Here is a 24,432-nt window from a genome sequence, read left to right on the forward strand (position 1 = left end):
CCCCAGCGGTCTCCCGGGCGCATCTTCGCCTGCAAGTATGCCTTTCTGGTTATCGATCCGGGCCGGATATGCCTTGGACGCCTGCCCCGGCGCGGTGCTGGAGTGAGCGGGGGGCTGTGAGCACCGGCCGATTCGCGGTCGACCGCTTGTCCCGCCGTGCCAAGGTTTCGCAGAGAGGGATCGAGATGCCACAGACTCCTACCCCGGTGGTGTTCATTCACGGTTTGTGGCTGCATGCCACAAGTTGGGGCCCGTGGGTCGATCACTTCCGCGCCGCCGGATACGCGCCGATTGCGCCCGGCTGGCCGGGCGAACCCGACACGGTCGTTTCCGCGCGCGAGCACCCGGAAGCCGTCGCCGATATCGGGATCGACGATGCCGCAGCACATTTCGCGGAACTCATCGATGGCCTGCCCACGAAGCCCATCATCATCGGCCACTCGTTCGGCGGTCTGATCACCGAGAAGCTCATGGGCGAGGGACGCGGCATCGCCGGAGTGGCGATCGATCCCGCTCAGATCAAGGGGGTGCTGCCGCTACCACTCGCGCAGTTGCGCGCGGGCCTGCCGGCGCTGGGCAACCCGGCCAACTTGCATAAAGCGGTCTCCCTGACCAGCAAGGAATTCCGGTTCGGATTCGGGAATGCGCTGTCGGAGCAGGAGTCCGACGAGTTGTTCGACCGGTGGACCATTCCCTCACCGGCCCGCCCGCTTTTCCAGGCCGCCGTCGCCAACTTCGTGCTGCATTCCCAAGCAAAGGTGGACACCGGCAATTCGGATCGTGGTCCGCTGCTGCTCATCTCGGGACTGGAGGACCATACCGTGCCCGATGTGGTCACCCGGTCCACACTGAAGCAGTACCGCGACTCCACCGCGGTGACCGAGCTGCGGCAATTCGAGGGCCGCGGCCACTCACTCACCGTGGACAGCGGCTGGAAAGACGTCGCGGACGCCGTGCTCGCCTGGTTGGCAGACCAGGGCCTGTGACCGACCGAACGGACAGAGGAGCCACTGCATGGATCTCGGACTCACCGACGTGCTCGCCGTAGTCACCGGCGCGAGCCGGGGCATCGGTCTGGCCATCACCCGAACCCTCGTCGACGAAGGCGCGATCGTGGTTGCCGGTGCACGCCACGCCGGTGACGAGTTGCGCGCCCTCGCCGACAGCGGCCGGGTGCATCCGGTCGAGGTCGATCTGTCCACACCGGACGGTGCGATCGAATTGGCAGCCGCCGCAGAGAAGTTCGGTGACACGCGAATTCTCGTCAACAATGTCGGCAGGGTCACGCCCAGACTGACCGGGTTCCTCGATGTCACCGACGACGATTGGCTGGGCACGCTCACGCTGGATCTGCTCGCCGCGATTCGCACGACCCGCGCAGTACTTCCGGCCATGCTCGGCGCGGGCCAGGGCAGCATCGTCATGATCAGCTCGGTCAACTCCACGCTCGCTGATCCGGCGGTCATCGACTACAGCGCCGCGAAGGCCGCACTCACAAACGTTGCGAAGTCACTCTCGAAACAGCTGGGCCCCCAGGGCATTCGGGTCAACACGATAAGTCCCGGACCCGTCGCCACCGACCTGTGGCTGGGCGACACCGGCGTCGCCCACACGATCGCCCACGCCACCGGCGGCAACGCCGACGCCGTCGCGCAGTCCGTCGCGGCCGAATCGGTCACCGGCCGATTCACCCGACCCGACGAAATCGCCGACCTGGTCGTGTTCCTGGCCAGCCGCCGCGCCGCGAACATCACCGGCTCGGATTTCGTCATCGATGGCGGCCTGCTCACGACCACCTGAAGCTGCTGCGCTCCTGTGGGCCGGTTGGAACGCCTACCCCGCGCTGCTCACATTCCGAAATGCGTTCGGCCGACTGCCGTGATGGCCTCCGCGGGTCCGGTCACGTCGACCCGTGCGGCGGCCTGCCGACCGAACAGATACAGCAGAAGTTCGCCGGGAGAACCACTGAGCCGAACCGTAGGTCCGGCACCGCGGACCGTCCTGCGCTGGTCTGTTCCAGCCCATGCGATCTCCAGTCCGGCCCCACGCAATCGTCGGCTCAGGTAACGGCTGCTGCGACAAACATTTCGCCACAGGGCGGCCTCCATCGCAGGCGTCAGGGTTCGAGGTCCCAGCGCGTTCGCGCGGCGCAGGTCTTCATGGTGAACGAAGAACTCGTTCAGGTTCGCCAGAGAGCGGACCCAGCCGACGCGAAAGAACCCGCGAGGTGGACCCGACCGGATCCGTATGACCAGCCACCCGAACTCGCTACGCCGTACCAGCCGTACCCGCCGCCGCTCAGCCCACCATTGGAACGGCCCGGGCAGCACGAGACAGGGTCCAGCGAGAAGATCATGCTCACGCAACACTAGATGAGCCGCGAGGTCTCGAGCGGACCACGCTCCGAGCAGCGTGGGCGCATCGGCTCCCAGTGTCTCGAAGAGATCGCACAGCGCAAACCGTTCCTGCGCATCGAGCGGAATATCCTCCATTCCTCATGGTGACAAACCGGTTCAGTTCGTATACCCGGAACCGCCGTCGGTGGCCGAGAGATCGCCGTGCATCCGACACGCATCGTCGAATGGCGATCCGGGCTACCCGACGTAGCCTTCAGTGGCGATATTCCCTGCGCCAGCCGTCGTTTCCGAGCGGCCGCTCGCGTATCTGATTGCGCAGTGCGCCGTAGACCACCTGCCGGAGGCCCTCCCCGAACTCCGGCTTGCCGTCGCGGGCACGGAACTCCGTTGGCGGCCGGGACCTGCGCAACGTGCCCTGATCGAACTGCCGGTCGTATTCGAGCCTGCGCCGCCCTTACCGACCCGCTGATCACGCGGCAAGCGAATCACGACGACGTGAGACCCAAAGATCGAACATGGCGGGCGCGTTCGAAAAACGATCGGCAACTGTCCCGAACCGCGCTATGCCCGGCGGGAAGATCAGATGTTCGATCGATCTCGAGGCGTTCGGCGTGGCGACACCGTTGTGGCACAACAGCTCTGGGACTTTCTCACCCTCGGCCCGAATCGTCACGCAGGCACATGGGCACCGCGCGCCTGCTCAGCCGAAAAAGTCGAGCAACAACGGCTCGAGCAGTTCAGGCTGGGCGAGGATTTCGTGATCGGCACCGGGCAGGACTACCCGGCGTGCGCTCGGGATGGCGGCGGCCAAGGCCTGGTTCGCGGTCTGGATCCAGGGCCAGGTCTGATCGCCGTTGACGACCAGCGCCGGGATGGTGATCGTGGCGTAGCGGTCGGACTGCAGACGCATCTGGGGACCGGATACGGCGACATCGTACGGCAGGCTGCTGGCCTGGGCGCGCAGGAATTCCCACACCGGTGCATTGCGCATATCGGCGACTACCGGCGCCGGCACCCCGACCTGCTCGATGAGGAACAGTTCGACTGCGCCGTCGGCGTCACCGCCAGCAAGGCGGGCGACGAGCCGATCGAAGACGTCGGCCGGCGGTTCCGCGCGGTTGCCGTCGACCACCGCGGGCATCTCGTACACCGCGACCTTGTCGATCGGCAGCCCACGTAGCACGCCCTCCAAAGCCAGAGCGCCACCGGACGAATGACCGAACACGTGTGCGGCGCCGCCCACATGCTCGATCACGGCGGCCAGATCGTCGATTTCGGATTGGACGGCATAGTCGCCACGAACATCGGTGCTACCGCCACGGCCGCGGCGGTCGTAGCTGACCGCGGTGACGTGCGGGGCCAGGGTCGCGGCGAGCGCGGCAACGGTCGAGCGGTCGTTGAATGCGCCGCCGATGAGGATCACCGGTGCACCGGAGCCGATGATTTCGACGGCGATCGTGCTGCCGTCCGCGGAATCGACGGCGGTCAGGACGGGACTGGTCATGGAACTCGTGCCTTTCGATGGTTGGTCGTGGAAGGCGGCGGTGGGGAACCGGAAGCCGAGGTGGATGACGGCGGGTGATCGAGGATCCGGGATGCCGCTCGAGTACTCCTCGAACGGGCTGCGGAGGTTTCGACATCAGGACCGACCCAGGCAGCGAATTGTGACTCAGCTCATATCAACTCGGTCCGCTGTTCAGGTCATCGGCAGCTCGGGTACGACAGCGCTCCCGTTCGAAAAACGACCAGTGGTCGCCTGGAGTCCGGGATCCGCAGGACCACGAGGCCAGGATCACTGCGTAGGGCGTACTCGAAGCCGCGGTGCACTGCGCCGAACCAGCTGCGACCGAACTCCTATGCGTCGCCGAAACCTGCCCCTGCCAGTTCAGCCGCGACAGTTTCAGAGGTACCAGCCTCTACTTGAGTTCAACAGCTGCGACCATGCGGCGGGCCAGTTCCTCGGGATCCTCACCGCCGAGTTCCGAATCGATGAGCGTGCCAGCACGCCATAGAGCGGCGAAGCCGTGAACCAGGGACCATGCGGCCAGCTGCGCCGCCTTCTGGTCGGCCACCGGACCATCCAATTCGTCTACGCCGGTGCGCAATTCACGACCGGACTCTTCATTGGCTGCGATCAGACGCTCGTCGTCGGTATCGAGAAGGTCGCGGCGGAACATGATATCGAAATGACCGGGGTAGCGACGGGCGAAGCGGATGTAGGCGACGGCCATCTCCCCGAAATCGCCTGCGGCGGAGTGCAGTTCCTGCGCGAGCAAGCCGTAGCCCTCGATGGCCAGTTCGGTGAACAAGCCCTGACGGTTTCCGAAATGGTGGGCGGGAGCGGCGTGGGAGACGCCCGCGCGCTGGGCCAGGGCCCGCAGGGAGATCGAGTCGATCCCTTCGGTCGCTATCTGGTCGGCGGCGGCCTCGAGCAGCGTGGTCTTGAGGTCGCCATGGTGGTACGCGCTCTTGGGCATGCCTCGATGATCATCGACAATCTTGTCATTGACAAGTTATGCAACCCTACCTAATCTAGCCACCGTCAAGTTCTTTCGGTCATCGCTTCAGGAGCCCGTCATGGCGCCGATCATCGCATTCCTCATCGTCACCTCCGTAACTCGATTTGCGGGCTGGCTGGGCCTAGCCGGCTGGCTCGACTCGTGGCCGCACGCTGCCCGAATCGGTCTGGCCGCCATGTTCCTTCTCAGCGCCAGCGCCCACTTCCTACAGCCACGTCGCGACGCTCTGATCACCATGGTCCCCCCACTGTTCCGCAACCCGGCCGCGATGGTTTCACTGACCGGCGTACTCGAAATCGCGGGCGCCACCGGCCTTTTGATTCCCTTTTTCGCACCGGCGGCCGCGATCTCCCTGGCAGTGCTCCTGGTCGTGATGTTCCCTGCCAATGTCCGTGCCGCACGTACCGGCGAGGGCATCCACACCATGCCGTTGCCGGCACGAACCCTGGTGCAGGTCGTATTCATCAGCGCCTGTGTACTCGCGGTCTTCTGACCTCTCACAATGGTCGCGGATCAGGTGGTCCTTCCAACTGCGCACCGGCGCTGGGTCCTTGGCCATCCCGCGCACCACGACCTCGTCGAAATGGGTCCCGAGACCGGACCGATGCGCTGGGCCGCCGGGGAAGTGCGGTCAAGTTCGCAGCGATCTGCTGCTCGGAGCTGGCAACCGGGAACGGGGTTTGCCCCATCCGGCATTCGTAGAGCACGCACGCCAGCGCGTACACGTCCGTGCGCCACAACTTGCAAAAAGGGGACATCGGTGCGCAGCACCAGTGAATCCGCCCGGAGGACGAGGGTGATTGCGCCGCAACTGAATCCGCTCCTTTTCGACGGCCCGAGATCAACGCCTCTGCGAGCGCTCACCCTCCAGTGTCGTCACGATGCTGACGACAGTGGCGACCGGTTTGCCGTCGCTTCGGGTGATATCGCATTGGTAGTGGGTGATGGTGCGCCCGGAGTGCGTCGGATACGCGTGCGCACGCAGTGTGTCACGCCAGACGGGGCGCAGGAAGACTGCACGCAGGTCGATGCTCGTGAACGATTCACCGGGCCCGACCACAGTGGAGTGCGCCGTGCCGATGGCCGCGTCCGCCAGCTCGGTGAGCAACCCGCCGTGCACCGTCCCCTGCTGGTTGCCGTGCACGGCCGGATCTGTGTCCATCTCAACGACCGCGCGACCCGCGAGAACCGCCTTCAGACGAATGCCGAGCGTGCGGGAAATCGCTGTCGGATAACGAAATTGGCAAGTTTGATCGTCGGTCAGGGTGCCTGCCAGCTGGGCGTGCAGGTAGTCCAGGACCGGCAGTTCGGTCGGCGAGATCGTCATGGCCGTGACGCTAGAACCGACAGGATAGGACGATCAAGAAATTGTCCTACGTACAGTCGGATGGCCGGGCCGCCATGGGGCGGCACCGGCAACAGACGGTCAGCGGGAGCCGGCCGGAAGTCGAGTGCGCTTGGACATATCGGGAGCCCGGCGCTCGGCAACGCTGCGAATACCGTCTCACCGAACGTGGCCTGGATCTACGGCCAACCCTGGTGGCACCGCTGGAATGGGGCGACAAATATCTCGCCGACCCCGAAGGCCCGTTCGTTGTGGTCCGCCACCACTCCCCCGGTATCGAGCACAACTGCGATGAGCCGGTCCATGTCGTGCTGGAATGCGCGGCGGGACATACACATCTGCCGCCGACCGCAATCCACCGCACCGCCGGCCCCGGCGCTCGTTTCGTGAAATCCGCATGAATCTGCTTGTATCGAAACAACTTCCACGTCCTCGGCCGGATCGATGCCGCCCGTTCAACTCCCGAAAGAATGAGGCGGCGCAGCGAGGCCCCGGAGCAGCCCACCGTTCGGATCAGGTATCGACGCGTCACTCGTCCGGGTTCGTCTCGCGAACCACTCCGACGCGCGCACCGCGGTACGCAGCGGTCTGTGCGCTCTGCGTTGTCGCTTCGATAGCGCGCGAACTCCTTTCCTTGTCCCTCGACCCGCAAAGATGTCCGCTCAGACTGGCCATTCGAGACAGCATTGACAACACAATCGCCACATTGCTAGACAAATAGACTCCCGCGGGCGTCTATCTCCGGCAAACAGTCTTCCAGCACCCTCGAACAGCGACAGGGAGTAAACATATGACCACCGACGAAGCGGCCCGAACCGGCATCGATGAGATCGACCGGCGCATCATCCAGGAGTTGTCCCGCGATGCGCGACTGTCGATGCGCGAATTGGCCGAGCGAACCCATATCTCCCGAGCCCACGCCTATGTACGGCTCGACCGCCTCCGGCAATCCGGCGTCATCGAAGGCTTCTCGGCGCGCATCGGGTATGAGAAGACCGGACTACGCGCATCTGCCTTGGTGGCCATGTCGATTCGACAGGAGCGCTGGCACGGTATCGCGGATTCGCTCAGTACCCTGCCGTTCGTCGACCATTACTTCCTGCTGGGCGGCGATTTGGACGTGATTGTCCTGGTGCGCGCCACGGACAATCAGGCGCTCCGCGGTATCGTGCTGGAACAACTGCAGGGTCTGCCGGGCGTGCGGTCGACGAGAACCTGGCTGATCTTCGAGGAAGCCGTAGGTCCCGGACCCGAGTGGGTCTGATCGACTGCACCGCAGCGCGCACCGGTGAGGATGTCGATTCATTGCTCACAATGTTGATGTATGACGCCCTCGCCACGCTTCCCAAATCTGGTACCCCGCAACGTCGTTCATCAACTACGAACCGCCACAACCGACGCTCCCGAGATAGCGGCGACGATTGACGACATGAGCAGCGAGGACCCGAGCGAGTTCATCATCCGCCGCGCCAATGCCTCGGACTGGGCCGACCTGGCGGGAATCGATTCAGCCGCAGCAGCCGGTGACGCGCAGCGCGTCGACCAACGTCTCGAACCTCGATGCAGTCGCTGCTGGCTCGCCTCGGCTGACACGTCGTCGGACTCGTCCACGGCCTGGACGCAGGTGACCCTGAACTCTTCTTCCTCCGTCCCCGATCCCGGCCTGACCCAGGAGATGCTCGTCTAGACCCCTGAGAACCCGCGTACCAGTGTCTGCGCGACCTCGTTGAGGTGCTCGATGGTCAGCTGACGAGCCCGCTCCGAGTCACGGTCCCGCAAGGCCGTCAGGATCAGATCGTGGGCGCGCAGCTCCTCCACTGAGGTGATGTGTTCTTCGATCTGAGGCAGTAGATAGTGCAACCGGCGCACCTCGTCGGTGAGATCCTGCAGAATGGTCCGGACTCTCGGATTGCCGCCGATATCGGCCAACGCCAGGTGGAACGCGCTCGCCGCGCCCAGAGCGGCGTCCGTGCCAGAGGCATTGTGTTGTTCCCCGAGCATGCGCGCGAGCAGCTCCAGATCATCCGCTGTCGCGCGGGCCGCCGCTGCCGCGGCAACCTCCGGCTCGATCATGCGCCGGACCGCGAAGATATCGCGAATATCCCGCAACTCGACTGGTCGGACCAGATAACCCTTCCGTGGTAGCACCACAACCCACCCGGTCTGCGACAGCAGCCGCAGCGCCTCGCGCACCGGCGTCTTGGACACCCCGTACTCGGTGGCCAGCTCCGCCTCGTAGATGGCAGTGCCGGGTGCCCGCTGCACCCGCAGAATCTGGTCCTTGATCCGTTCGTACACATCGTCGGTGAGCGACATCGCCCCTCTTTCACCAGCTGAAATCCTGAGACCATGAGTGTAATCCACCGAGATCCCACTGATATATCTACAAAGTTCTTCCAAAATCTCTAACGCATATGTCATTGTGGTAGCCATCACTCGGCTTCGCGCCGAGATCCCATCGGCCGCGAGACCCAACTGTCGAGCTCGCAGCGCCATTCAATACAACCCTGATTGCAGCAAAGCTGCCGCAATCGCGGCAGGGTGAGGAAACGATGTCTCAGGAAAGCACCCACGGAATCGGTGGGGAGCTGATGTCCGAGGAAGGTCCGGACGGCTTGATCACCCGAGCCTTCCTGCGTGGAACCGGTTTGTCGGCCTTGTCGGTCCGCCAGCGGCCGGTCATCGGCATCGCCAATACGTGGAGTGAGCTCAATCCCTGCAATGGAGGTCTGAGAGAGCTCGCTCAGCATGTGAAACGCGGGATCACCGCGGCGGGCGGGCTGGCACTCGAGTTCCCGACCATCTCCCTTGCCGAGGCGTTCACGCGTCCGTCGAGCATGTATCTGCGGAACCTGCTGGCGATGGACACCGAGGAAATGATCACCGCGAGCCCGATCGACGGGGTCGTCCTGCTGGGTGGCTGCGACAAGACCCTGCCTGCCCAGCTGATGGGTGCGGCCAGCGCGGGCAAACCCGCACTGGCACTCGCGGCCGGCCCGCGCCCGCTGTCGACCTGGGAGGGTCGGCCGATGGCGGTCGAGAACCTCTGGCCGCTCATCGATCAGCGCCGCACCGGCCACCTATCCGACAGCGACTGGTCGCGGCTGGAAGGTTGCCTCAGCGGCGGAGTCGGCACCTGCAATGTAATGGGAACCGCCGTCACCATGGCTGTTGTCGCGGAGGTGCTGGGGATGGCGCTGCCCGGCACCGCGCTCTTGCCAGCGGGCTCGGCGCAGCGGGCAGCAGCCGCCGAGCACACCGGACGAGCCATCGTCGCACGCGCCAGAGCCCACATCACCCCAGCCGCGGTCATGACGCCGGGCGCGTTCGACAACGCGTTTCGCGCGGTGTGCGCGGTAGGCGGTTCGACCAACGCGGTGATCCACCTGCAGGCCATCGCGGGCCGACTCGGATTGCGTTTGGCCCTGGCGCATTTGCAGAAGCTCAGCGACTCGACTCCCCTGCTGGCCGATGTGAAACCGTCCGGGCGACGTTTCCTGCACGACTTCGAGGTCGATGGCGGGGTTCCCGCACTCATGGGCCGGCTGCGCGAAATCGCCGACATGACTGCGGTGTCCGGCGACGATCGCAGCTGGGACGAGACCGCGACGGACCCGGCCTCGATCGCGGGCTGCCTATCGACGCTGACTCATCCCGTCGGCCAAGCGAGGTCGCTGGTCATGCTGCGCGGCAGCCTCGCCCCCGACGGCGCGCTCCTCAAACAGTCCGCCGCCGATCCGGGTCTGTGCAGACACGTTGGCAGAGCGGTGGTTTTCGACGGTGTCGACGACCTGCGGGCGCGGATCGATCACCCCGACCTGGAGGTCGATGCGACATCGGTGCTCGTGCTGCGCGGGACCGGTCCGATCGGCGGGCCGGGTATGCCAGAGGTAGGCCACCTGCCCATTCCGCGAAAACTGCTGGAGCAGGGCGTCACCGACATGGTGCGCATCTCCGATGCCCGGATGAGCGGCACCGCGACCGGAACCGTCGTATTGCACGTGACTCCCGAGGCGGCAGCGGGCGGACCACTAGCACTCGTCCGCGACGGTGACCTCATCGAGCTTGATACCGCCCGCACCACCCTCGATCTGCTGGTGGACGCCGCCGAATTGGAACGGCGCTGCCTCGAGGGAGTCCCGAATCATCAAAGGCCACAGCGGAACGACAGCACCGAGCACTCGGCAGCTCCCCGTGCGCGCGGGTATGCGCGATTGTTCGCCGAACATGTGACACAGGCCGACCGAGGCTGCGACTTCGACTTCCTGCAGGCGGTGCGATGAGCATGTTCGATGTCGGCCTGATCGGAACAGGGGCGATGGGGACACAGATCGCCACCCGCATCATCGCTGCGGGCCATCGGCTCGCCGTGCACAATCGAACCCGCGCGAATGCGCTCGCCGTGGAGAACGCAGGCGGGCAGTGGTGTGGCAGCGCCCGGGAGCTCGCCGGGGCCAGCCGCATTGTGATCTCCTGTCTGCGAAACACTTTCGCGGTCGAGGCGGTCTACGGAGGCAGCGACGGTTTGCTCTGTGGCGCTCGACCCGGCCAGATCTTCGTGGAGCACGGCACCTTCGCACCAGCCACCGCCCGCGACCTCGCCGCCCTGGCCCGTGAGCAAGGTGCGGCATTCCTCGACGCTCCCGTCACCGGAGGGCCGGCGGGGGCCGCGCAGGGGACGCTCACGATCATGGCCGGTGGTGACGCCGACGCCATCGACCAGGTGACTCCGCTGTTGAAATCCTTCGGATCTCGCGTCATTCGCATCGGCGGCTCCGGCGCGGGCCTCGAACTCAAACTGGTGAACCAGCTGCTGGTTGGCGCGCATATGACCGCGGCCGCCGAGGCTATCAGAGTGCTCGACCGGGTGGGCCTGGATCTCGGCCTCGCCGCGGAGGTCCTGTTGAGCGGATGGGCCGAGAGCACCATGCTCCGGCGCGCCTTCACCCAGCTGGCGCTCGGTGCCGTAGAGCACACCGGCGCCACGATCTCCGGGATGAGCGAGGTCTTGGACCTGGTGAATCGCTTGCGCGATGACGCCCGCCTCAGCGGTCCGGTGCTCGACGCGACCACCGCGTCGTTCCGGGCGGCGGTCGCGTGCGGCGCGGGCGAGCTCGATCCGGCCGCCCTCGCCCGACCCGACCAGAGAAATCCGGCTGCGCAGGTGGGTCCGCGATGAGATGGGCGGCCAATCTGTCGATGCTGTACTCCCGGCTTCCGGTCGAGGAGCGGGCCGCCGCAGCCGCACGCGACGGCTACTCCTACGTCGAAACCTGGTGGCCCTTCGAACAATCGGCACCGGCATCGGAGCAAATCGATCGTTTCTGCTCATCACTGCGGCGCGCGGGAGTCCGGCTTGCCGCACTGAATCTCGACGCGGGCGACCCCCGTGCCGGGGAGCGAGGCCTGCTGACCGACCCCGGCCACGACCATCGCGTTCAGGCCAATCTGAACTCGGCTGTCGAGATTCTCTCGGACACGAAATGCACGGTCCTCAACGCTCTGTACGGTAATCGGCTCCGCGGTCACGATGAAAGGGACCAGGACCGGCTCGCCTTGCGCCGACTCGCGGAAATCGCCGACCGTGTCGCGGGGATGGGCGTGACGGTTGTCGTCGAAACGCTCAATTCCATTGACAGTCCCCGATTTCCTTTGACCGATATCGCCGATACCGCGGCCCTCGTCACCGCGGCGATCACACGGAGCCGCCACGGCAACATCGGATTGCTGCTCGACACCTACCACCTGCGAATGATGGATGTCGATCCAGTGATCGCCATCGACAAGTATGGACCATTGATTCGCCACGTGCAGTTCGCGGACGCACCCGGGCGAGGGCGGCCCGGCACCGGCCGCATCGATTTCGACGGTGTCACACGAGCTTTGACAGAGATCGGCTACACGGGATTCATCGGGCTCGAATACGACCCGTCGGTCCCGGCCCCCGGCACAGACATCGGATGGACGCCGTCCCCACAAGGTTAGGAATGAGAATGAAAATTGTCAGTTACGGACCCGAGCGGGCCGAACGTCCGGGAATCTTCGTGCCGGAGCGAGGAATCGCGCCGCTGGACCCACTATTGCGGTCGCTCGGTTTGACCGCGGTTGACTCCAACACATTGGTCGCCATGCTCGACTGGCTGCAACCCGAGATCGAGAAGGCGACCGCGAACGATACAGCCACGCAGTCGATCTCGTGGCTCGACCCCGCTACGACACGCCTCGGATCGCCTATTCCTTTCCCTGAGAAGGTACTGGTGGCCGGTGGCAACTATCAGTCGCATGTCGATGAGGCTGCGGGGATGAAGAATGCCCCTTCCCCCTCGGAACCGATCATCATTCTCAAGCCGTCGAATACCGTAATCGGCGCGCGTGACGCGCTCATTCGCCCGGCGCAGACCGAACAGCTCGACTACGAAACCGAAATCGCCGTCGTCATCGGTCGCGGCGGGCGGCACATCGCCGCGAAGAACGCCTACGACCACGTCGCCGGATATTGCATCGCCAATGATGTCACCGCCCGCGATCTGGCATTCAAGGATGTCCACATCAGCCCGCTCTTTTCACAGATGACGCGGGCCAAGGGCATCCCGACCGGTGCGCCGCTGGGACCGTGGCTGGTCACCAAGGACGAGATCCCCGATCCTCACCGGCTCCAGCTGCGCTGCTGGGTCAATGGCGAATTGCGCCAGGATGGCAGCAGTTCCGAGATGATCGTCGACATCCCGCACCTGATCGAGGATTTCAGCAAGGTCATCGAGCTGTCCCCCGGCGATGTCATCATGACTGGCACCACCACCGGCTGCGGCGCATTCCAGAATCCCCCGAAGTTCCTGCGCGACGGCGACGTTGTGCGAATGGAGATCACCGGACTCGGCGTCATGGAGACGCCGATCGAAGATGAGAAGTGACTGTGTTCAGGGCGATTCCCGAACAGTCACCGAATCCCTATTCAGGAGAATCACAGTGGACATCGAGGTCCGAACTCCCGAGAACACCTGCATTGTTCTCATCGACTACGTCAGCGGATTCGCCCCGCTGATCGCGTCGCAGACCGTGGCCGAAAACGTCTCCGGCGGGCGCGCTCTCGCACAGACGGCGCTCGCCTACGGCATCCCGCTGATCGTTTCCGTCGGCCCTGAGCAGGACCCCCGGGGTGTGCTGTACCCGGAGATCGCGGAGGTACTCGGGGACCATCTAGTGCAGCATCGCGGTCTGTCCTTTGATGCCTTCGAGGACGAGGAGTTCGCTGCGGCCGTCACGGCGACCGGACGCCGGCACCTGGTCATTGCCGGTCTGATGTCCGACGGCTGCGTCATGCATACGACCATGAGCGCCCTGCGCCGCGACTACGGCGTCTCGATCGTCGCCGACGCGACCGCCAGCACAAGCGTCACCGCGCATCACACCGCGATGGCCCGCTTCACCCAGCTGGGTGTCGTGCCGCGCACGTGGATGTCTCTCGCGTCCGAATTTCAGAAGTCCTACGCGAATACCGAGACCCTCACCGAATATCGCGCGATCCAGGCCAATATGCCCGGTTACGCCATGTTGAACGCCACCCTCGGCAATCTTCGAAATCTGGCCGCAAACACCCCGGTCGAAAACCAGTAGGAGCACTATCCATGTCTACAACCCGAACCGATCACGAGGTCGTCATCGTCGGTGGCGGACCGGTCGGCCTGATGATGGCGATCGAACTCGGTCGCCGCGGCGTGGAGGTCGAAGTGATCGAACGCCGGACCACCCGGCTGCGGCATCCGCGGGCAATCGGCCTGCACGCGCGGACCATGGAGATCATGCGCCAGCTCGGCTGGGCGGAGGAGGTGCGCCGGGTCGGCAACCTACCGCTGGAGCGCTGGTCCAGTTTCGGCTACATGACCCGATTGAATACGGCCGACATCGGATCCATCGATCTGATGTCGGATCCCGATCGCGTCGAGCGCGCTTACTCGGAATCCCCGGAGATGATCGCCTGGTGCGCGCAGGACGTTTTCGAGCCCTTCCTCGTCGAGAAGGTACGTGAGTTCCCGTCGGTCCGTCTCACAACGGGCCTGCGCGTGACTCATCTCGAACAGCTCGACGACCATGTCACCCTCACCGTCGAGGATGAAACCGGCGCGGTCCGGCGCATTTCGTCCAAGTACGTGGTCGGAGCCGACGGCGCGCACAGCACCGTGCGCGGGCTGTTGGGCATCGAGGCACCGGTCTCACCGACCAAGGGCCACCAGCTGAACGCGTGTTTCGTCGGCGACCTCCGCCCCTATCTGGGCGATCGCAACCACATTCTCTGGTGGATCATCAACCAGGACACCACGGGCGCGTTCCTCACCTATGACGGCGACCGTCGCTGGGTATACAGCTGGGGATACGATCCCAACCGGGAATCGGTCGCGGACTACCCGCCGGAACGCTGCACCGAGGTGATCCGATCCGCAATCGGCGACGCAGAGGCACAGGTCGAGTTCGAACGGGTCTTCCCCTGGACCATCGATGCCGCCATTGCCGACCAGTTCCGTTCGGGCCGGACCTTCCTGATTGGCGATGCGGCACACCGGCTTCCGCCCAGCGGCGGATTCGGCATGAACAGCGGCATCCAGGATGCGCAGAACCTCGCCTGGAAGCTCGCACTGGTGCTGCACGGCCACGCCGAAGAGTGTGTACTCGATACCTATGACGAGGAACGGCGCGCGGTCGCGTGGTTCAACGCCGAACAGATTCACCGGAACGTCGAGGCGTCGGCCAAGGTCGGATGGGTCATGACCGATCCCGACATGCTCGCTCGCATCGAAGGACCCGACGGCGGCCCGGTGCGCCAGCAGATCGCCGACGCGATTCCCTTGCAGGAGGACCAATATTGGTCCTACGGCCAGCAATTCGGATTTGTCTACGATTCTGCGGCCGTCATCGACGATGGAACCATCGGACCGGCATCGATTGTCAGCGACTACCTCCCCTCCGCCGCACCGGGCGCGCATGCACCGCACGTATGGCTGCGTGACCCGGAGGGTAACCGGATCTCGACAATCGACCTGCTGCACACCGATTTCGTTCTCCTGACAACCCCGCAGGGCACGGAATGGCGTGCGGCGCTGGAGGATTTGTCGGCTGCTCGCGAACTGCCCACCGCCACATACACGATCGGCGAAGGCGGCGACTTCATCGTGGAGGAGGGACAGGACTGGTTGGCGCGGTATGGAATCGAGGCGTCCGGGGCGGTTCTCGTCCGCCCCGATGGGCATGTCTGCTTGCGTGCCGTCGATGCCGGCACGCCTCCTCGCGAGCTCCTCGAGGAGGCGCTGGCCAAGCTGCTCCCGAGCCCGGTCGTGAACGCGAGCGTCAGGCAGGGCTAGCCGCATTCATGGGGAACACACCCATGACGTCGAAGCCGCCCAGCTGCCGGTCCGGCAACGGCCGATAGCTGGTCGGCATTCCCTCGTCGGCGGTCACCTGCCGCAGATAGTCCACCGCCTGCACACCTTCCGGGCTGTCGAGCTGCCGGGGCATGCCCCGTCCATCAGAGGTCATCGTGCAGGGCACGAAACCGACGTCGGCCAACCGATCACCGTCGAATCTGAGATAGGCGAGCATGGTCATGCGGGCATCGGGGTGCATGGGCAGCAACGGCCAGCCTTCACGCGGCCACATGCCGTACTCCCCGTACTTCTTCCGCCACGCCTCGATCATGCCCGGGATTGCCCGGTCCAGTAGGCCGTGCAGGTCGAAGGCAAACAAGCCCAGCCCGTGGAAGATCGGCTTGTCCCGGTAGAACTCCACACCGCGGATCTCGTGATGATGACGCCCGAGCACTACATCCATGCCCGCGTCGATCGCGGCGCGGGCAACGGCGGGCTCGCCCGCACAACAGGCCACCCCGGCAATGATGTATCTATCTGCACGGGTCGACGGCGAACACCACCGCCGGTGTACGCGCGGCCAATTCGCGTTGACAAACTTACGGCGCCACTCGTCGAACGGCTGACCGACAGCGGAACCGGCGACGCCGCGGTGCATTCGGCGCTGGCGGTCGCCTGCCCGGCGGGCATCAGCGCCGTACACGAACGGATCGCTGCCGGCGCTGACCGGCACCGACGTCCCCGTGATTCTCGAATTGCTCGGACCCGCTTTACACGCGCTGACCGACACCGATCCACGGGGCCGGCTCGGCCGACCGCACGGCGGACTGACCTGTCACCCGAGCCCGCCGGAAGGGCCATTCATCCATCCGCAGGGGCCGATTCGGTCCGCGCGACGACCAATTGTCGTCGAAACACACCCTTGCAAGCAGAACATCTACAGAATTCCGCTCTTCATTGAACATTGGCCTCAAACCGCCGACCCTGTGTAGACGAACTGCACACAACAAATTCCCTTATTCGACCATGTATCAACGTATCCGGAGACAGAAATGACCCTCGTTGAGCCGCCGTCCGCGCGGCAGTTCGAGAAGTTCCTGCCCGCGGCGAGCGCCGTCCAGTATCTCGACGCCGACGGCAAGCCCACCCCTAGCGATGCCCGCTACCCCCACCCCGCCGACGACCGCCTGGTCGAGGTGTACCGGCAGATGGTGCGCGGCAGGCGCTTCGATCAGCAGGCCACAGCGCTGACCAAACAGGGCAGGCTCGCGGTGTACCCGTCCGCGCGCGGACAGGAAGCGTGCCAGGTCAGCGCGGCGATGTGCCTGCGCCCCACCGATTGGCTGTTCCCCACTTATCGAGACTCGATGGCCATGACTGTGCGTGGAATCCCGGCCGCCGAGATCCTCAGCATGCTCGCCGGCGACTGGCATTGCGGGTACGACCCGGCCGTGCACCGCACCGCGCCGCAGTGCACGCCGCTGGCCACCCAGCTCCTGCACGCCACCGGGTTGGCGCACGCCGAGCAGCGCCGTGGGCGGGACACGGTCGTGCTGGCGCTGTGTGGTGACGGCGCGACCAGCGAGGGCGATTTCCACGAAGCACTCAACTTCGCAGCGGTGTTCCACGCACCAGTCGTATTCCTGGTACAGAACAATGGTTTCGCGATCAGCGTGCCACTGGCACGGCAAAGTGTCGCGCCCTCGCTGGCGCACAAGGGCGTCGGCTACGGCATCGGGTCCGAACAGGTCGACGGCAACGATCCGGTCGCCATGATGGGCGTCATGGACGAGGCCGTGCGGTTCGCTCGCGAGGGCAATGGGCCGGTCATCGTCGAGGCCCACACCTATCGGCTCGACGCCCACACCAATGCTGACGACGCCACCCGATACCGCGAATCCGCCGAGGTCGAGCAGTGGCTCACCCGGGATCCGATCAACCGCCTGCGCACTTACCTGGTCGCCCAGGGAACGGTCGACGACGCCTTCGACGAGCAGCTGACCGCCGAGGTCGAGGCGGAGGCCGCCGCGCTGCGCGCGGCCATGAACGCCGACCGGCCCGCCGACCCGACCGAATTGTTCCGGCACGTGTTCGCCGAGCCCACCCCGCAATTGCGCGAGCAATTGGCCCAGGTCGAAATCGAACTCGCCGCTGAAGCCGAGGAGGACTGATCATGCCGAAACTCACGATGGCGCAGGCACTGAACCTGGCCCTGCGCGATGCGTTGACCGCTGATGAGAACGTCATCGTCTTCGGCGAGGACGTCGGCGCATTGGGCGGTGTCTTCCGGGTCACCGACGGCCTGACCAAGGACTTCGGCGAAACCCGGTGCTTCGACACGCCTTTGGCCGAGTCCGGCATCATCGGCTTCGCGATTGGCATGGCGATGTCGGGTTTCCGGCCCGTGGTGGAGATGCAGTTCGACGCCTTCGCCTATCCGGCCTTCGAACAGATCACCTCGCACGTGGCCAAGATCCGCAACCGAACCCGCGGGAAGCTGTCGGTGCCGATGGTCATCCGTATCCCCTTCGCGGGCGGCATCGGCGGCGTGGAACACCACTGCGATTCCAGCGAGGCGTACTACGCCCACACCCCCGGATTGAAGGTGGTGACGCCCGCGACCGTGGCCGACTCCTACTCCCTATTGCGCGCCGCCATCGACGACCCGGACCCCGTCATCTTCCTGGAGCCCAAACGGCTCTACTACTCCCGTGCCGAGGTGGAACCGCGCGCGGACGACCGGCTGGGACGAGCGCTTGTGCGCAGGCCCGGTCGCGACGCGACCCTGGTGGCCTACGGCCCCTCAGTGGAAGTGGCGCTGGAAGCTGCCGAAGCCGCTGCCGCGGACGGTCACGACCTCGAAGTGGTCGATCTACGCTCGATCGTCCCCTTCGATGACCAGACCGTCACCGCGTCGGTGCGAAAGACAGGTCGCTGCTTGGTGATTCACGAGGCACAGGGATTCGCCGGGGTCGGAGCAGAGATCGCGGCCCGCGTGCAGGAACGGTGCTTCCACCATCTGCAGGCGCCCGTGCTGCGGGTGAGCGGATTCGATATTCCCTATCCCGCACCGAAACTCGAGCGGATCCACCGGCCGAGCGTGGATCGCGTCCTCGACGCTGTGGACCGCCTGCAGTGGAACGACATCCCCGATACCCGATGGGCGGTGACCGCATGAACGACCAGGTCTTTTTGCTGCCCGATCTCGGTGAGGGCCTGACCGAGGCCGACATTCTCGAATGGCGGGTCGCGGTCGGCGACACCGTGCACATCGACCAGATCATCGCCGAGGTGGAGACCGCCAAGGCCGCGGTCGAGGTCCCAGTTCCGTTCGAGGGCACCGTGATCGAACTACACGGGGCCGCGGGCGACACGCTGAAGGTCGGCACCCCGCTGGTCACCATCCGTGGCGCGCACACCGCAGCGGCCGGACAGGCGCCGGCGGGTCACGAGCAGTATCGGGAGGAGGAGCGCGCCGGGTCAGGCAATGTGCTCATCGGGTACGGCACCGGTTTCGATGCCCCACGCCGACGCAGGCGGGTACCCACCACCCACCGCCCGCCTGACACCCCCAAGGCGCACACGCCACCGGACACGGCAAGATCGACCAGCACCAACGTTCCCCCGTCCGCGCCTCGAATCATCTCGCCACTAGTGCGAAACCTCGCCCTGCGCAGGGGAATCGACCTCTCCGCACTGACCGGAACGGGGCCCGGGGGCATCATCGTCCGCGCCGATGTCGAAAGCCACGCTGATGTCGAGAGCCTGCCCGCGCCGGTACCCGCAGCTCCCATGTCCGGCCCCGCCCGCTTCCATCTCGAGCGGATTCCGCTGAAAGGCCTGCGAAAGACGGTCGCCGACAAGCTGTCCACCAGTCGCCGCGAGATTCCCGACGCGACCACCTGGGTCGATGTCGATGCCACCGAGCTGCTGCGGGCCCGCGCCGCCATCAATCACGGTCTGCCGCCCGAGGACCAGGTGAGTCTGCTGGCACTGCTGGCGCGGCTGACCATCGCGGCGCTGTCCCGATATCCGGAGCTCAACGCGTCGGTGGACACCGAGCACGGCGAGATCATCCGCCACGGCCAGGTGAATCTCGGCGTGGCCGCGCAAACTCCCCGCGGTCTGATCGTTCCGGTCCTCGACCGCGCCGACACGATGACCACTGTGGAACTAGCCCGTGCGCTGCGCGACACCGTCGAGACCGCGCGCGAGGGCAAGCTGCCGCCTGCCCGGTTGACCGGTGGCACCTTCACCCTCAACAACTACGGCGTCTTCGGCGTCGACGGCTCGACCCCGATCATCAATCACCCGGAGGCCGCGATTCTGGGAATCGGCCGCATTGTCGACCGGCCGTGGGTGGTCGACGGTGTGCTCACCATTCGCAAGCTCACCCAGGTCTCGCTCAGCTTCGACCATCGGGTATGCGACGGCGGAGCGGCCGGCGGATTCCTGCGGCTGTTCGCCGATTACCTCGAAAACCCCGTCGCCGCGCTGGGGAGGCTGTGATGACCGAAACCCATAGTGATGTCCTGATCCTGGGCGGCGGCTCGGGCGGCTACGCCTGCGCCCTGCGCGCCGCCCAACTGGGGCTGACCGTTACCCTCGTCGAGGCCGACAAGGTCGGCGGCACCTGCCTGCACCGCGGCTGCATCCCGACCAAGGCGCTCCTGCGCGCCGCCGAGGTCGCCGAAACAGCCCACACCGCACCCTCTTTCGGTGTCCTGGCCGAACTTCACGGCATCGACGTCGACGAGCTGCACAACTACAAGAACAGTGTCGTGCAACGCTTGTACAAAGGACTGCGCGGGCTGCTCACCGGCGACAAGATCAAGATCGTGGAGGGTACCGGGGCGTACTCGCCGGACCGCTCGGTCTCCGTGGACGGTGTGCGCTACACCGGCGAATCGGTCGTACTGGCGACCGGATCCCAACCGCGTCTGCTCGATGGCATCGAGACCGGTGCCCGCATCCTCACCAGTGATCAAGCCCTGGAGCTGGACTTCATCCCGCGCTCGGCGATCGTGCTCGGCGGCGGCGTCATCGGCGTCGAATTCGCCAGTCTCTGGCATTCCTTCGGCGCCGAGGTGACGATCGTCGAAGCCCTCCCCCATCTGCTCATGGCCGAAGACCGCTGGAGCTCGGCACAATTGACGCGGGCACTGCGCAGACGTGGGATCACCTTGCGCACGAAAACCCGAGTGGCAGCGGCGAAGGAGGACGACAACGGGGTGTCGGTGGAGCTGGCCGGGGGCGAAACGCTGGCGGCCGACGTACTCCTCGTCGCCGTCGGCCGCGCCCCGCGCAGCGCCGACCTCGCGGCGGCGGGCATCGCTATCGACAATGGCGGCGTGGTCACCGACGGCCAGCTGCGCACGAACGTGTCCGGAGTGTACGCCGTCGGCGATCTCGTTGCCGGGCCCCAGCTGGCGCACCGTGGATTTCAGCACGGCCTGTTCGTCGCCGAGGAGATCGCCGGCCTCTCGCCGGTCCCGGTCGCCGACCACCTCATTCCGCGCGTGGTGTACTCGCACCCGGAACTCGCCTCCGTCGGCCTCACTGAGGCCGCGGCCCGCGAACAGTACGGCGCCTGCACCGCAACGGTTTACGACCTCGCGGGCAACGGCAAGAGCCAGATCCTGCGCACCGCAGGCGGCGTCAAGGTCGTGCGCGCGGGTGAAACCGGTCCGGTGGTCGGCGTCCACATGGTCGGCGACCGAATCGGTGAGTCCATCGGTGAGGCCCAGCTGACGGTCGCCTGGGAGGCCCTCCCCTCCGACATCGCGCCCTTTATCCACGCCCATCCCACCCAGAACGAAGCGCTCGGCGAAGCCATGCTCGCCCTGGCCGGCCGCCCGCTGCACAGCCATTCCTGATCGCGTAACAACGATCGGCCCGCGGTGAACAGTGTGACCGCGGGCCGATCGTTGTGGAAACCATGAGCATAGGAAGGGCGCCGGCGCCGACGAGGGCCGAGAGCGCGTCAGGCGCGAGTTCGGATCTCACGGCTGGTGCCGCGGAATTCGGCCACGACCATCTCACCGCGACGCACGGTGACGTCGTAGATGCCGTTGCGGCCGTAGCGGGCCCGCTCGACGGCTTCGGCGACCAGCTCGTCGCCGGCGGTCGTCGGTTCCAGGTAGGTGATCGACGCACCAGCGGCCACCGTGGGACGGCCGTAACCATTGCACGCCACCGCGAAGGCGCTGTCGGCCAGGAGAAAGACGTAGCCGCCGTGGGTGATGGCGTGGCCGTTGAGCATGTCGTCGGTGACCTTCATGGCGAGGGTGGCCGACCCGGGTCCGTTGCCCAGCAACTGAATTCCGCAGTCTGTCGACGCGTGATCCGCGTCGAGCATGGCACGGGCGAAGTCGATTCCGGTGGAATCCTCGCCGACGTGTTCGTTCATCGGGTACTCCCTCGGACGAGTTCAGTGGGGGCGGTTGTCGATCAACCGGCGTACCTTGCCCGACGATCGTTCGAGGGTCTCGGGCGCGAGTATCTCGACACCCACGGTGACCCCGATCTGGTGTTTGACCAGATGGATCAATGTCGCGGCCGCCGCCTCGCGATCCGCGGCGGTGGCGTCCGGGCGGGCTTCGACTCGCACGGTCAGCTGATCCATCCGGCCGGGTCGGTCCAGTACACAATGGAATTGGGGTGCGAGCGCGGGCACGGTGAGGATGATTTCCTCGATCTGGGTGGGGAACAGGTTCACGCCGCGCAGGATGATCATGTCGTCGCTGCGGCCGGTGATCTTCTGCATTCGGCGCATGGTGCGGGCGGTGCCGGGCAGCAGGCGGGTGATATCGCGGGTGCGGTAGCGGATGACGGGGAATGCCTCCTTGGTCAGGGAGGTGAACACGAGCTCGCCTTCGGCCCCGTCGGGCAGCACCTGTCCGGTCTCGGGATCGATGATTTCCGGGTAGAAGTGATCTTCCCAGATATGCGGTCCGTCTTTGGTTTCCGCGCATTCCATGGCGACGCCGGGTCCGATGACCTCGGACAGCCCGTAGATGTCGAGGGCGTCGATGTCCAGTTGTGATTCGAGTTCGCGGCGCATGGCCTCGGTCCACGGCTCGGCTCCGAACACGCCGATCCGCAGGGACGTCGATGCTGGGTCGATGCCCTGGCGGGTCATGGCGTCGAGCAATGTCAGCATGTAGGACGGCGTCACCATGATGGCGTCGGGCCTGAAATCCTGAATCAGGCGCACCTGGCGCTCGGTCATGCCACCCGACATGGGAATCACGGTGCAGCCCAGCCGTTCCGCGCCGTAGTGGGCGCCGAGTCCCCCGGTGAACAGCCCGTACCCGTAGGCGATGTGCACGACGTCGGTGGAGCGCACGCCCGCGGCGCGCAGACTGCGGGCGATGAGATCGGCCCAGTGTCCGAGATCGTTGGCGGTATAGCCGACGACAGTGGGCTGGCCGGTGGTACCGGAAGAGGCGTGGATGCGCGACACCTGTTCGCGCGGAACGGCGAACATCCCGAACGGATAATTGGCTCGCAGGTCGGCCTTGGTGGTGAATGGGAATTTCGCGAGGTCGGACAGTTCTCTCAGGTCCGACGGGTGTACACCGACCGCGTCGAATGCGGTGCGGTAGTGGGAAACGTGGTCGTAGGCGTGCTGTAGTGACCAGCGCAGGCGTTCGAGTTGTAGCGCGGTGATGCGGTCGCGAGAGGCGAATTCGATATCGTCGGCGGGAACCGTAGCGGGACTGGGGGCGACGGTACTCAAGGGGATTTCCTGTCGGTGTGGTGATCAGGCGTCGAAGTCGACGGTGAGGGTGTCGGTGGTCGGGTAGCTCTGGCAGGTGAGCACGAAGCCCGCTGCGATTTCGCTGTTCTCGAGGGCGTAGTTGCGCCGCATGTCGGCAGCTCCGTCGGTGATCTTGGCGCGGCAGGTGCCGCACACTCCGCCCTTGCACGCGAAGGGCAGATCGGAGCGCACCTGCTCGGCGGCATCCAGAATCGTCCGGTCCCGTGGCAGGTCGGCGGTGGTGGAGCGGCCGTCGAGGGTGATGGTGACCTGGCTGCTCGGCCCGGTCGTCCCCGGTTCGCGGTGGAGCTCCGGCGGTGGTGGGGTGTCGCCGACGTAGAACAGCTCGCGGTGGATGCGATCGGCGGGCACCCCGAAGTCGGCCAGCACGGTGACGGTGTCGTCCACCATGCCGTGCGGCCCGCAGATCCACGCGTGGTCGATACCGTCGATATCGACCAGCGCCGTGAGGATTTCACGCAGTCGGTCGGCATCGAGTCGGCCGCTGAACAATTCGACGTCGCGTGGTTCGCGGGAGAGCACGTGGATGAGCGAGAAGCGTTCGCCGTAGGCGTCTTTCAGGTCGGCGAGCTCGTCGGCGAACATGACCGAGCGGGTGCGCCGGTTGCCATAGAGCAGCGTCACCCGGCTGTCGGGGTTGGCGAGCAGCGAGGCGGCGATCGACAGCAGCGGAGTGATGCCGGACCCGGCGCCCACCAGCAGATGCCGTCCGGCGCTCGCCGTGTCGGCGACGAAGCTGCCGGACGGGGGCTGCACCTCCACACGATCGCCCGGCGTGACCTCGTGGACCAGCCAGTTCGAGAACAGGCCGCCGGATACCTCCCGCACTCCTACCCGGGGCGCCGCGCCTTGCGCAGCGCAGATCGAATACGATCGCCGCTGCTCGACGCCGTCCACCGTCCGCCGCAGTGTGAGGAATTGGCCCGGCCGGAAATGGAATTCGTCGGCGAGCCGATCCGGTACGGCGAAGGTCACGGCGACGGCGTCGTCGCACAGGCGCTGCACGGCCGCGACCTCGAGCGCGTAGAACGCGCGGGATCGGCCGGTGGTAGGTGCCGTTGTCGTGGTCACC

Annotated in this window: 26 protein-coding genes; 16 read left to right on the forward strand and 10 right to left on the reverse strand. The window is 65.7% G+C overall.

All coding sequences use genetic code 11. The features are described from left to right. Positions 1–185 precede the first annotated feature (185 nt). On the forward strand, positions 186–986 hold the full coding sequence (locus AB0L60_RS32755; protein WP_364621997.1) for an alpha/beta fold hydrolase: 801 nt from the start codon (positions 186–188) through the stop codon (positions 984–986). 28 nt (positions 987–1,014) lie between these two features. Next, the gene (locus AB0L60_RS32760) at positions 1,015–1,800 is read left to right on the forward strand and encodes an SDR family oxidoreductase (protein ID WP_364622000.1); all 786 of its coding nucleotides are present in this window, start codon (positions 1,015–1,017) and stop codon (positions 1,798–1,800) included. A 47-nt stretch (positions 1,801–1,847) separates the two neighbouring features. Here AB0L60_RS32760 and AB0L60_RS32765 read toward each other — a convergent pair whose 3' ends face one another. The 4 genes from AB0L60_RS32765 to AB0L60_RS32780 form a co-directional block, all read right to left on the reverse strand. Next, a complete protein-coding gene (locus AB0L60_RS32765) occupies positions 1,848–2,492 on the reverse strand; it encodes a TIGR03085 family metal-binding protein (RefSeq protein WP_364622003.1) in 645 nt (214 codons plus the stop codon). A 334-nt stretch (positions 2,493–2,826) separates the two neighbouring features. Further along, complete coding sequence (locus AB0L60_RS32770) at positions 2,827–3,030, reverse strand: hypothetical protein (RefSeq protein WP_364622006.1); 204 nt, start codon at positions 3,028–3,030, stop codon at positions 2,827–2,829. A 27-nt stretch (positions 3,031–3,057) separates the two neighbouring features. Continuing rightward, positions 3,058–3,861 (reverse strand): alpha/beta hydrolase, encoded by an 804-nt coding sequence (locus tag AB0L60_RS32775; RefSeq protein ID WP_364622009.1) that lies wholly within the window; start codon positions 3,859–3,861, stop codon positions 3,058–3,060. A gap of 412 nt (positions 3,862–4,273) precedes the next feature. Then, positions 4,274–4,834 (reverse strand): TetR/AcrR family transcriptional regulator, encoded by a 561-nt coding sequence (locus AB0L60_RS32780; RefSeq protein WP_364622012.1) that lies wholly within the window; start codon positions 4,832–4,834, stop codon positions 4,274–4,276. Positions 4,835–4,934: 100 nt separating this feature from the next. On the opposite strand from AB0L60_RS32780, the gene AB0L60_RS32785 reads away from it, so the two are divergent. Beyond that, on the forward strand, positions 4,935–5,369 hold the full coding sequence (locus AB0L60_RS32785) for a DoxX family protein (RefSeq protein ID WP_364622015.1): 435 nt from the start codon (positions 4,935–4,937) through the stop codon (positions 5,367–5,369). 348 nt (positions 5,370–5,717) lie between these two features. Here AB0L60_RS32785 and AB0L60_RS32790 read toward each other — a convergent pair whose 3' ends face one another. Beyond that, positions 5,718–6,203, reverse strand: a complete 486-nt coding sequence (locus tag AB0L60_RS32790) for a PaaI family thioesterase (RefSeq protein ID WP_364622018.1) — start codon at positions 6,201–6,203, stop codon at positions 5,718–5,720. Between the two features lie 212 nt (positions 6,204–6,415). On the opposite strand from AB0L60_RS32790, the gene AB0L60_RS32795 reads away from it, so the two are divergent. The 3 genes from AB0L60_RS32795 to AB0L60_RS32805 all read left to right on the forward strand — a co-directional run bounded on the left by AB0L60_RS32795 (position 6,416) and on the right by AB0L60_RS32805 (position 7,908). Beyond that, positions 6,416–6,622 (forward strand): hypothetical protein, encoded by a 207-nt coding sequence (locus AB0L60_RS32795; RefSeq protein WP_364622021.1) that lies wholly within the window; start codon positions 6,416–6,418, stop codon positions 6,620–6,622. A 389-nt stretch (positions 6,623–7,011) separates the two neighbouring features. Continuing rightward, on the forward strand, positions 7,012–7,485 hold the full coding sequence (locus tag AB0L60_RS32800; protein WP_364622024.1) for an Lrp/AsnC family transcriptional regulator: 474 nt from the start codon (positions 7,012–7,014) through the stop codon (positions 7,483–7,485). 165 nt (positions 7,486–7,650) lie between these two features. Continuing rightward, complete coding sequence (locus AB0L60_RS32805) at positions 7,651–7,908, forward strand: hypothetical protein (RefSeq protein WP_364622027.1); 258 nt, start codon at positions 7,651–7,653, stop codon at positions 7,906–7,908. Here AB0L60_RS32805 and AB0L60_RS32810 read toward each other — a convergent pair. Then, positions 7,905–8,537: a GntR family transcriptional regulator gene (locus tag AB0L60_RS32810; protein ID WP_364622029.1), complete on the reverse strand. Its 633-nt coding sequence runs from the start codon at positions 8,535–8,537 to the stop codon at positions 7,905–7,907. The two genes, AB0L60_RS32805 and AB0L60_RS32810, sit on opposite strands and share 4 nt — an antisense overlap. Positions 8,538–8,773: 236 nt before the next feature. On the opposite strand from AB0L60_RS32810, the gene AB0L60_RS32815 reads away from it, so the two are divergent. Genes AB0L60_RS32815 through AB0L60_RS32840 form a run of 6 tightly spaced genes read left to right on the forward strand, consistent with a single transcriptional unit; the run spans position 8,774 to position 15,574 of the window. Continuing rightward, on the forward strand, positions 8,774–10,504 hold the full coding sequence (locus AB0L60_RS32815; RefSeq protein WP_364622031.1) for a dihydroxy-acid dehydratase: 1,731 nt from the start codon (positions 8,774–8,776) through the stop codon (positions 10,502–10,504). Next, entirely contained in the window at positions 10,501–11,400 is a 900-nt protein-coding gene (locus AB0L60_RS32820; RefSeq protein WP_364622034.1) for an NAD(P)-dependent oxidoreductase, read from the forward strand. Before AB0L60_RS32815 ends, AB0L60_RS32820 begins: the two co-directional genes overlap by 4 nt. Positions 11,401–11,420: 20 nt before the next feature. Then, positions 11,421–12,206, forward strand: coding sequence for a TIM barrel protein (locus AB0L60_RS32825; protein ID WP_364622298.1), 786 nt, complete (start codon positions 11,421–11,423; stop codon positions 12,204–12,206). Between the two features lie 8 nt (positions 12,207–12,214). Next, a complete protein-coding gene (locus AB0L60_RS32830; RefSeq protein WP_364622037.1) occupies positions 12,215–13,132 on the forward strand; it encodes a fumarylacetoacetate hydrolase family protein in 918 nt (305 codons plus the stop codon). Between the two features lie 55 nt (positions 13,133–13,187). Next, positions 13,188–13,835, forward strand: coding sequence for an isochorismatase family protein (locus AB0L60_RS32835; RefSeq protein WP_364622039.1), 648 nt, complete (start codon positions 13,188–13,190; stop codon positions 13,833–13,835). Between the two features lie 11 nt (positions 13,836–13,846). Then, the gene (locus AB0L60_RS32840) at positions 13,847–15,574 is read left to right on the forward strand and encodes an FAD-dependent monooxygenase (protein ID WP_364622042.1); all 1,728 of its coding nucleotides are present in this window, start codon (positions 13,847–13,849) and stop codon (positions 15,572–15,574) included. On the opposite strand, the gene AB0L60_RS32845 is transcribed toward AB0L60_RS32840, so the two are convergent. After that, positions 15,561–16,310, reverse strand: coding sequence for a CapA family protein (locus AB0L60_RS32845; protein WP_364622045.1), 750 nt, complete (start codon positions 16,308–16,310; stop codon positions 15,561–15,563). The two genes, AB0L60_RS32840 and AB0L60_RS32845, sit on opposite strands and share 14 nt — an antisense overlap. A 319-nt stretch (positions 16,311–16,629) precedes the next feature. Between AB0L60_RS32845 and pdhA the strand changes: the two genes are divergently transcribed. Genes pdhA through lpdA form a run of 4 tightly spaced genes read left to right on the forward strand, consistent with a single transcriptional unit; the run spans position 16,630 to position 21,453 of the window. Continuing rightward, the gene (gene pdhA, locus AB0L60_RS32850; RefSeq protein ID WP_364622048.1) at positions 16,630–17,748 is read left to right on the forward strand and encodes a pyruvate dehydrogenase (acetyl-transferring) E1 component subunit alpha; all 1,119 of its coding nucleotides are present in this window, start codon (positions 16,630–16,632) and stop codon (positions 17,746–17,748) included. Between the two features lie 2 nt (positions 17,749–17,750). Further along, the gene (locus AB0L60_RS32855; RefSeq protein WP_364622051.1) at positions 17,751–18,755 is read left to right on the forward strand and encodes an alpha-ketoacid dehydrogenase subunit beta; all 1,005 of its coding nucleotides are present in this window, start codon (positions 17,751–17,753) and stop codon (positions 18,753–18,755) included. After that, positions 18,752–20,086 (forward strand): dihydrolipoamide acetyltransferase family protein, encoded by a 1,335-nt coding sequence (locus tag AB0L60_RS32860; protein WP_364622055.1) that lies wholly within the window; start codon positions 18,752–18,754, stop codon positions 20,084–20,086. Before AB0L60_RS32855 ends, AB0L60_RS32860 begins: the two co-directional genes overlap by 4 nt. Beyond that, positions 20,086–21,453: a dihydrolipoyl dehydrogenase gene (lpdA, locus tag AB0L60_RS32865; RefSeq protein WP_364622057.1), complete on the forward strand. Its 1,368-nt coding sequence runs from the start codon at positions 20,086–20,088 to the stop codon at positions 21,451–21,453. The genes AB0L60_RS32860 and lpdA overlap by 1 nt, the downstream gene beginning before the upstream one ends. Before the next feature lie 107 nt (positions 21,454–21,560). Here the strand turns inward: lpdA and paaI are convergent, their stop codons facing one another. From paaI to paaE, 3 genes are all read right to left on the reverse strand, one after another. Next, positions 21,561–21,935 (reverse strand): hydroxyphenylacetyl-CoA thioesterase PaaI, encoded by a 375-nt coding sequence (gene paaI / locus AB0L60_RS32870; RefSeq protein ID WP_364622301.1) that lies wholly within the window; start codon positions 21,933–21,935, stop codon positions 21,561–21,563. Between the two features lie 72 nt (positions 21,936–22,007). Next, positions 22,008–23,318 carry a phenylacetate--CoA ligase PaaK gene (paaK, locus tag AB0L60_RS32875; RefSeq protein WP_364622060.1) on the reverse strand — a complete coding sequence of 437 codons (1,311 nt, stop codon included), beginning with the start codon at positions 23,316–23,318 and terminating at the stop codon, positions 22,008–22,010. Positions 23,319–23,342: 24 nt separating this feature from the next. Next, positions 23,343–24,431: a 1,2-phenylacetyl-CoA epoxidase subunit PaaE gene (gene paaE, locus AB0L60_RS32880; protein WP_364622063.1), complete on the reverse strand. Its 1,089-nt coding sequence runs from the start codon at positions 24,429–24,431 to the stop codon at positions 23,343–23,345. Between the last annotated feature and the right edge of the window lies 1 nt (position 24,432).

Origin of the sequence: Nocardia sp. NPDC051981 (assembly GCF_040680715.1) — a bacterium.
Lineage (GTDB): Bacteria > Actinomycetota > Actinomycetes > Mycobacteriales > Mycobacteriaceae > Nocardia.

Bases quoted from the DNA above. Each gene is read 5' to 3' on its own strand.
- AB0L60_RS32790 (WP_364622018.1), bottom strand. From the start codon at position 6,203: ATGACGATCTCGCCGACCGAACTGCCGGTCCTGGACTACCTGCACGCC.
- AB0L60_RS32840 (WP_364622042.1), top strand. From the start codon at position 13,847: ATGTCTACAACCCGAACCGATCACGAGGTCGTCATCGTCGGTGGCGGA.
- AB0L60_RS32785 (WP_364622015.1), top strand. From the start codon at position 4,935: ATGGCGCCGATCATCGCATTCCTCATCGTCACCTCCGTAACTCGATTT.
- AB0L60_RS32855 (WP_364622051.1), top strand. From the start codon at position 17,751: ATGCCGAAACTCACGATGGCGCAGGCACTGAACCTGGCCCTGCGCGAT.
- AB0L60_RS32780 (WP_364622012.1), bottom strand. From the start codon at position 4,834: ATGCCCAAGAGCGCGTACCACCATGGCGACCTCAAGACCACGCTGCTC.
- AB0L60_RS32810 (WP_364622029.1), bottom strand. From the start codon at position 8,537: ATGTCGCTCACCGACGATGTGTACGAACGGATCAAGGACCAGATTCTG.
- AB0L60_RS32825 (WP_364622298.1), top strand. From the start codon at position 11,421: ATGCTGTACTCCCGGCTTCCGGTCGAGGAGCGGGCCGCCGCAGCCGCA.
- AB0L60_RS32805 (WP_364622027.1), top strand. From the start codon at position 7,651: ATGAGCAGCGAGGACCCGAGCGAGTTCATCATCCGCCGCGCCAATGCC.
- AB0L60_RS32830 (WP_364622037.1), top strand. From the start codon at position 12,215: ATGAAAATTGTCAGTTACGGACCCGAGCGGGCCGAACGTCCGGGAATC.
- AB0L60_RS32775 (WP_364622009.1), bottom strand. From the start codon at position 3,861: ATGACCAGTCCCGTCCTGACCGCCGTCGATTCCGCGGACGGCAGCACG.
- AB0L60_RS32755 (WP_364621997.1), top strand. From the start codon at position 186: ATGCCACAGACTCCTACCCCGGTGGTGTTCATTCACGGTTTGTGGCTG.
- AB0L60_RS32800 (WP_364622024.1), top strand. From the start codon at position 7,012: ATGACCACCGACGAAGCGGCCCGAACCGGCATCGATGAGATCGACCGG.
- AB0L60_RS32765 (WP_364622003.1), bottom strand. From the start codon at position 2,492: ATGGAGGATATTCCGCTCGATGCGCAGGAACGGTTTGCGCTGTGCGAT.
- AB0L60_RS32815 (WP_364622031.1), top strand. From the start codon at position 8,774: ATGTCTCAGGAAAGCACCCACGGAATCGGTGGGGAGCTGATGTCCGAG.
- lpdA (WP_364622057.1), top strand. From the start codon at position 20,086: ATGACCGAAACCCATAGTGATGTCCTGATCCTGGGCGGCGGCTCGGGC.
- AB0L60_RS32820 (WP_364622034.1), top strand. From the start codon at position 10,501: ATGAGCATGTTCGATGTCGGCCTGATCGGAACAGGGGCGATGGGGACA.
- pdhA (WP_364622048.1), top strand. From the start codon at position 16,630: ATGACCCTCGTTGAGCCGCCGTCCGCGCGGCAGTTCGAGAAGTTCCTG.
- AB0L60_RS32860 (WP_364622055.1), top strand. From the start codon at position 18,752: ATGAACGACCAGGTCTTTTTGCTGCCCGATCTCGGTGAGGGCCTGACC.
- paaI (WP_364622301.1), bottom strand. From the start codon at position 21,935: ATGCTCGACGCGGATCACGCGTCGACAGACTGCGGAATTCAGTTGCTG.
- AB0L60_RS32760 (WP_364622000.1), top strand. From the start codon at position 1,015: ATGGATCTCGGACTCACCGACGTGCTCGCCGTAGTCACCGGCGCGAGC.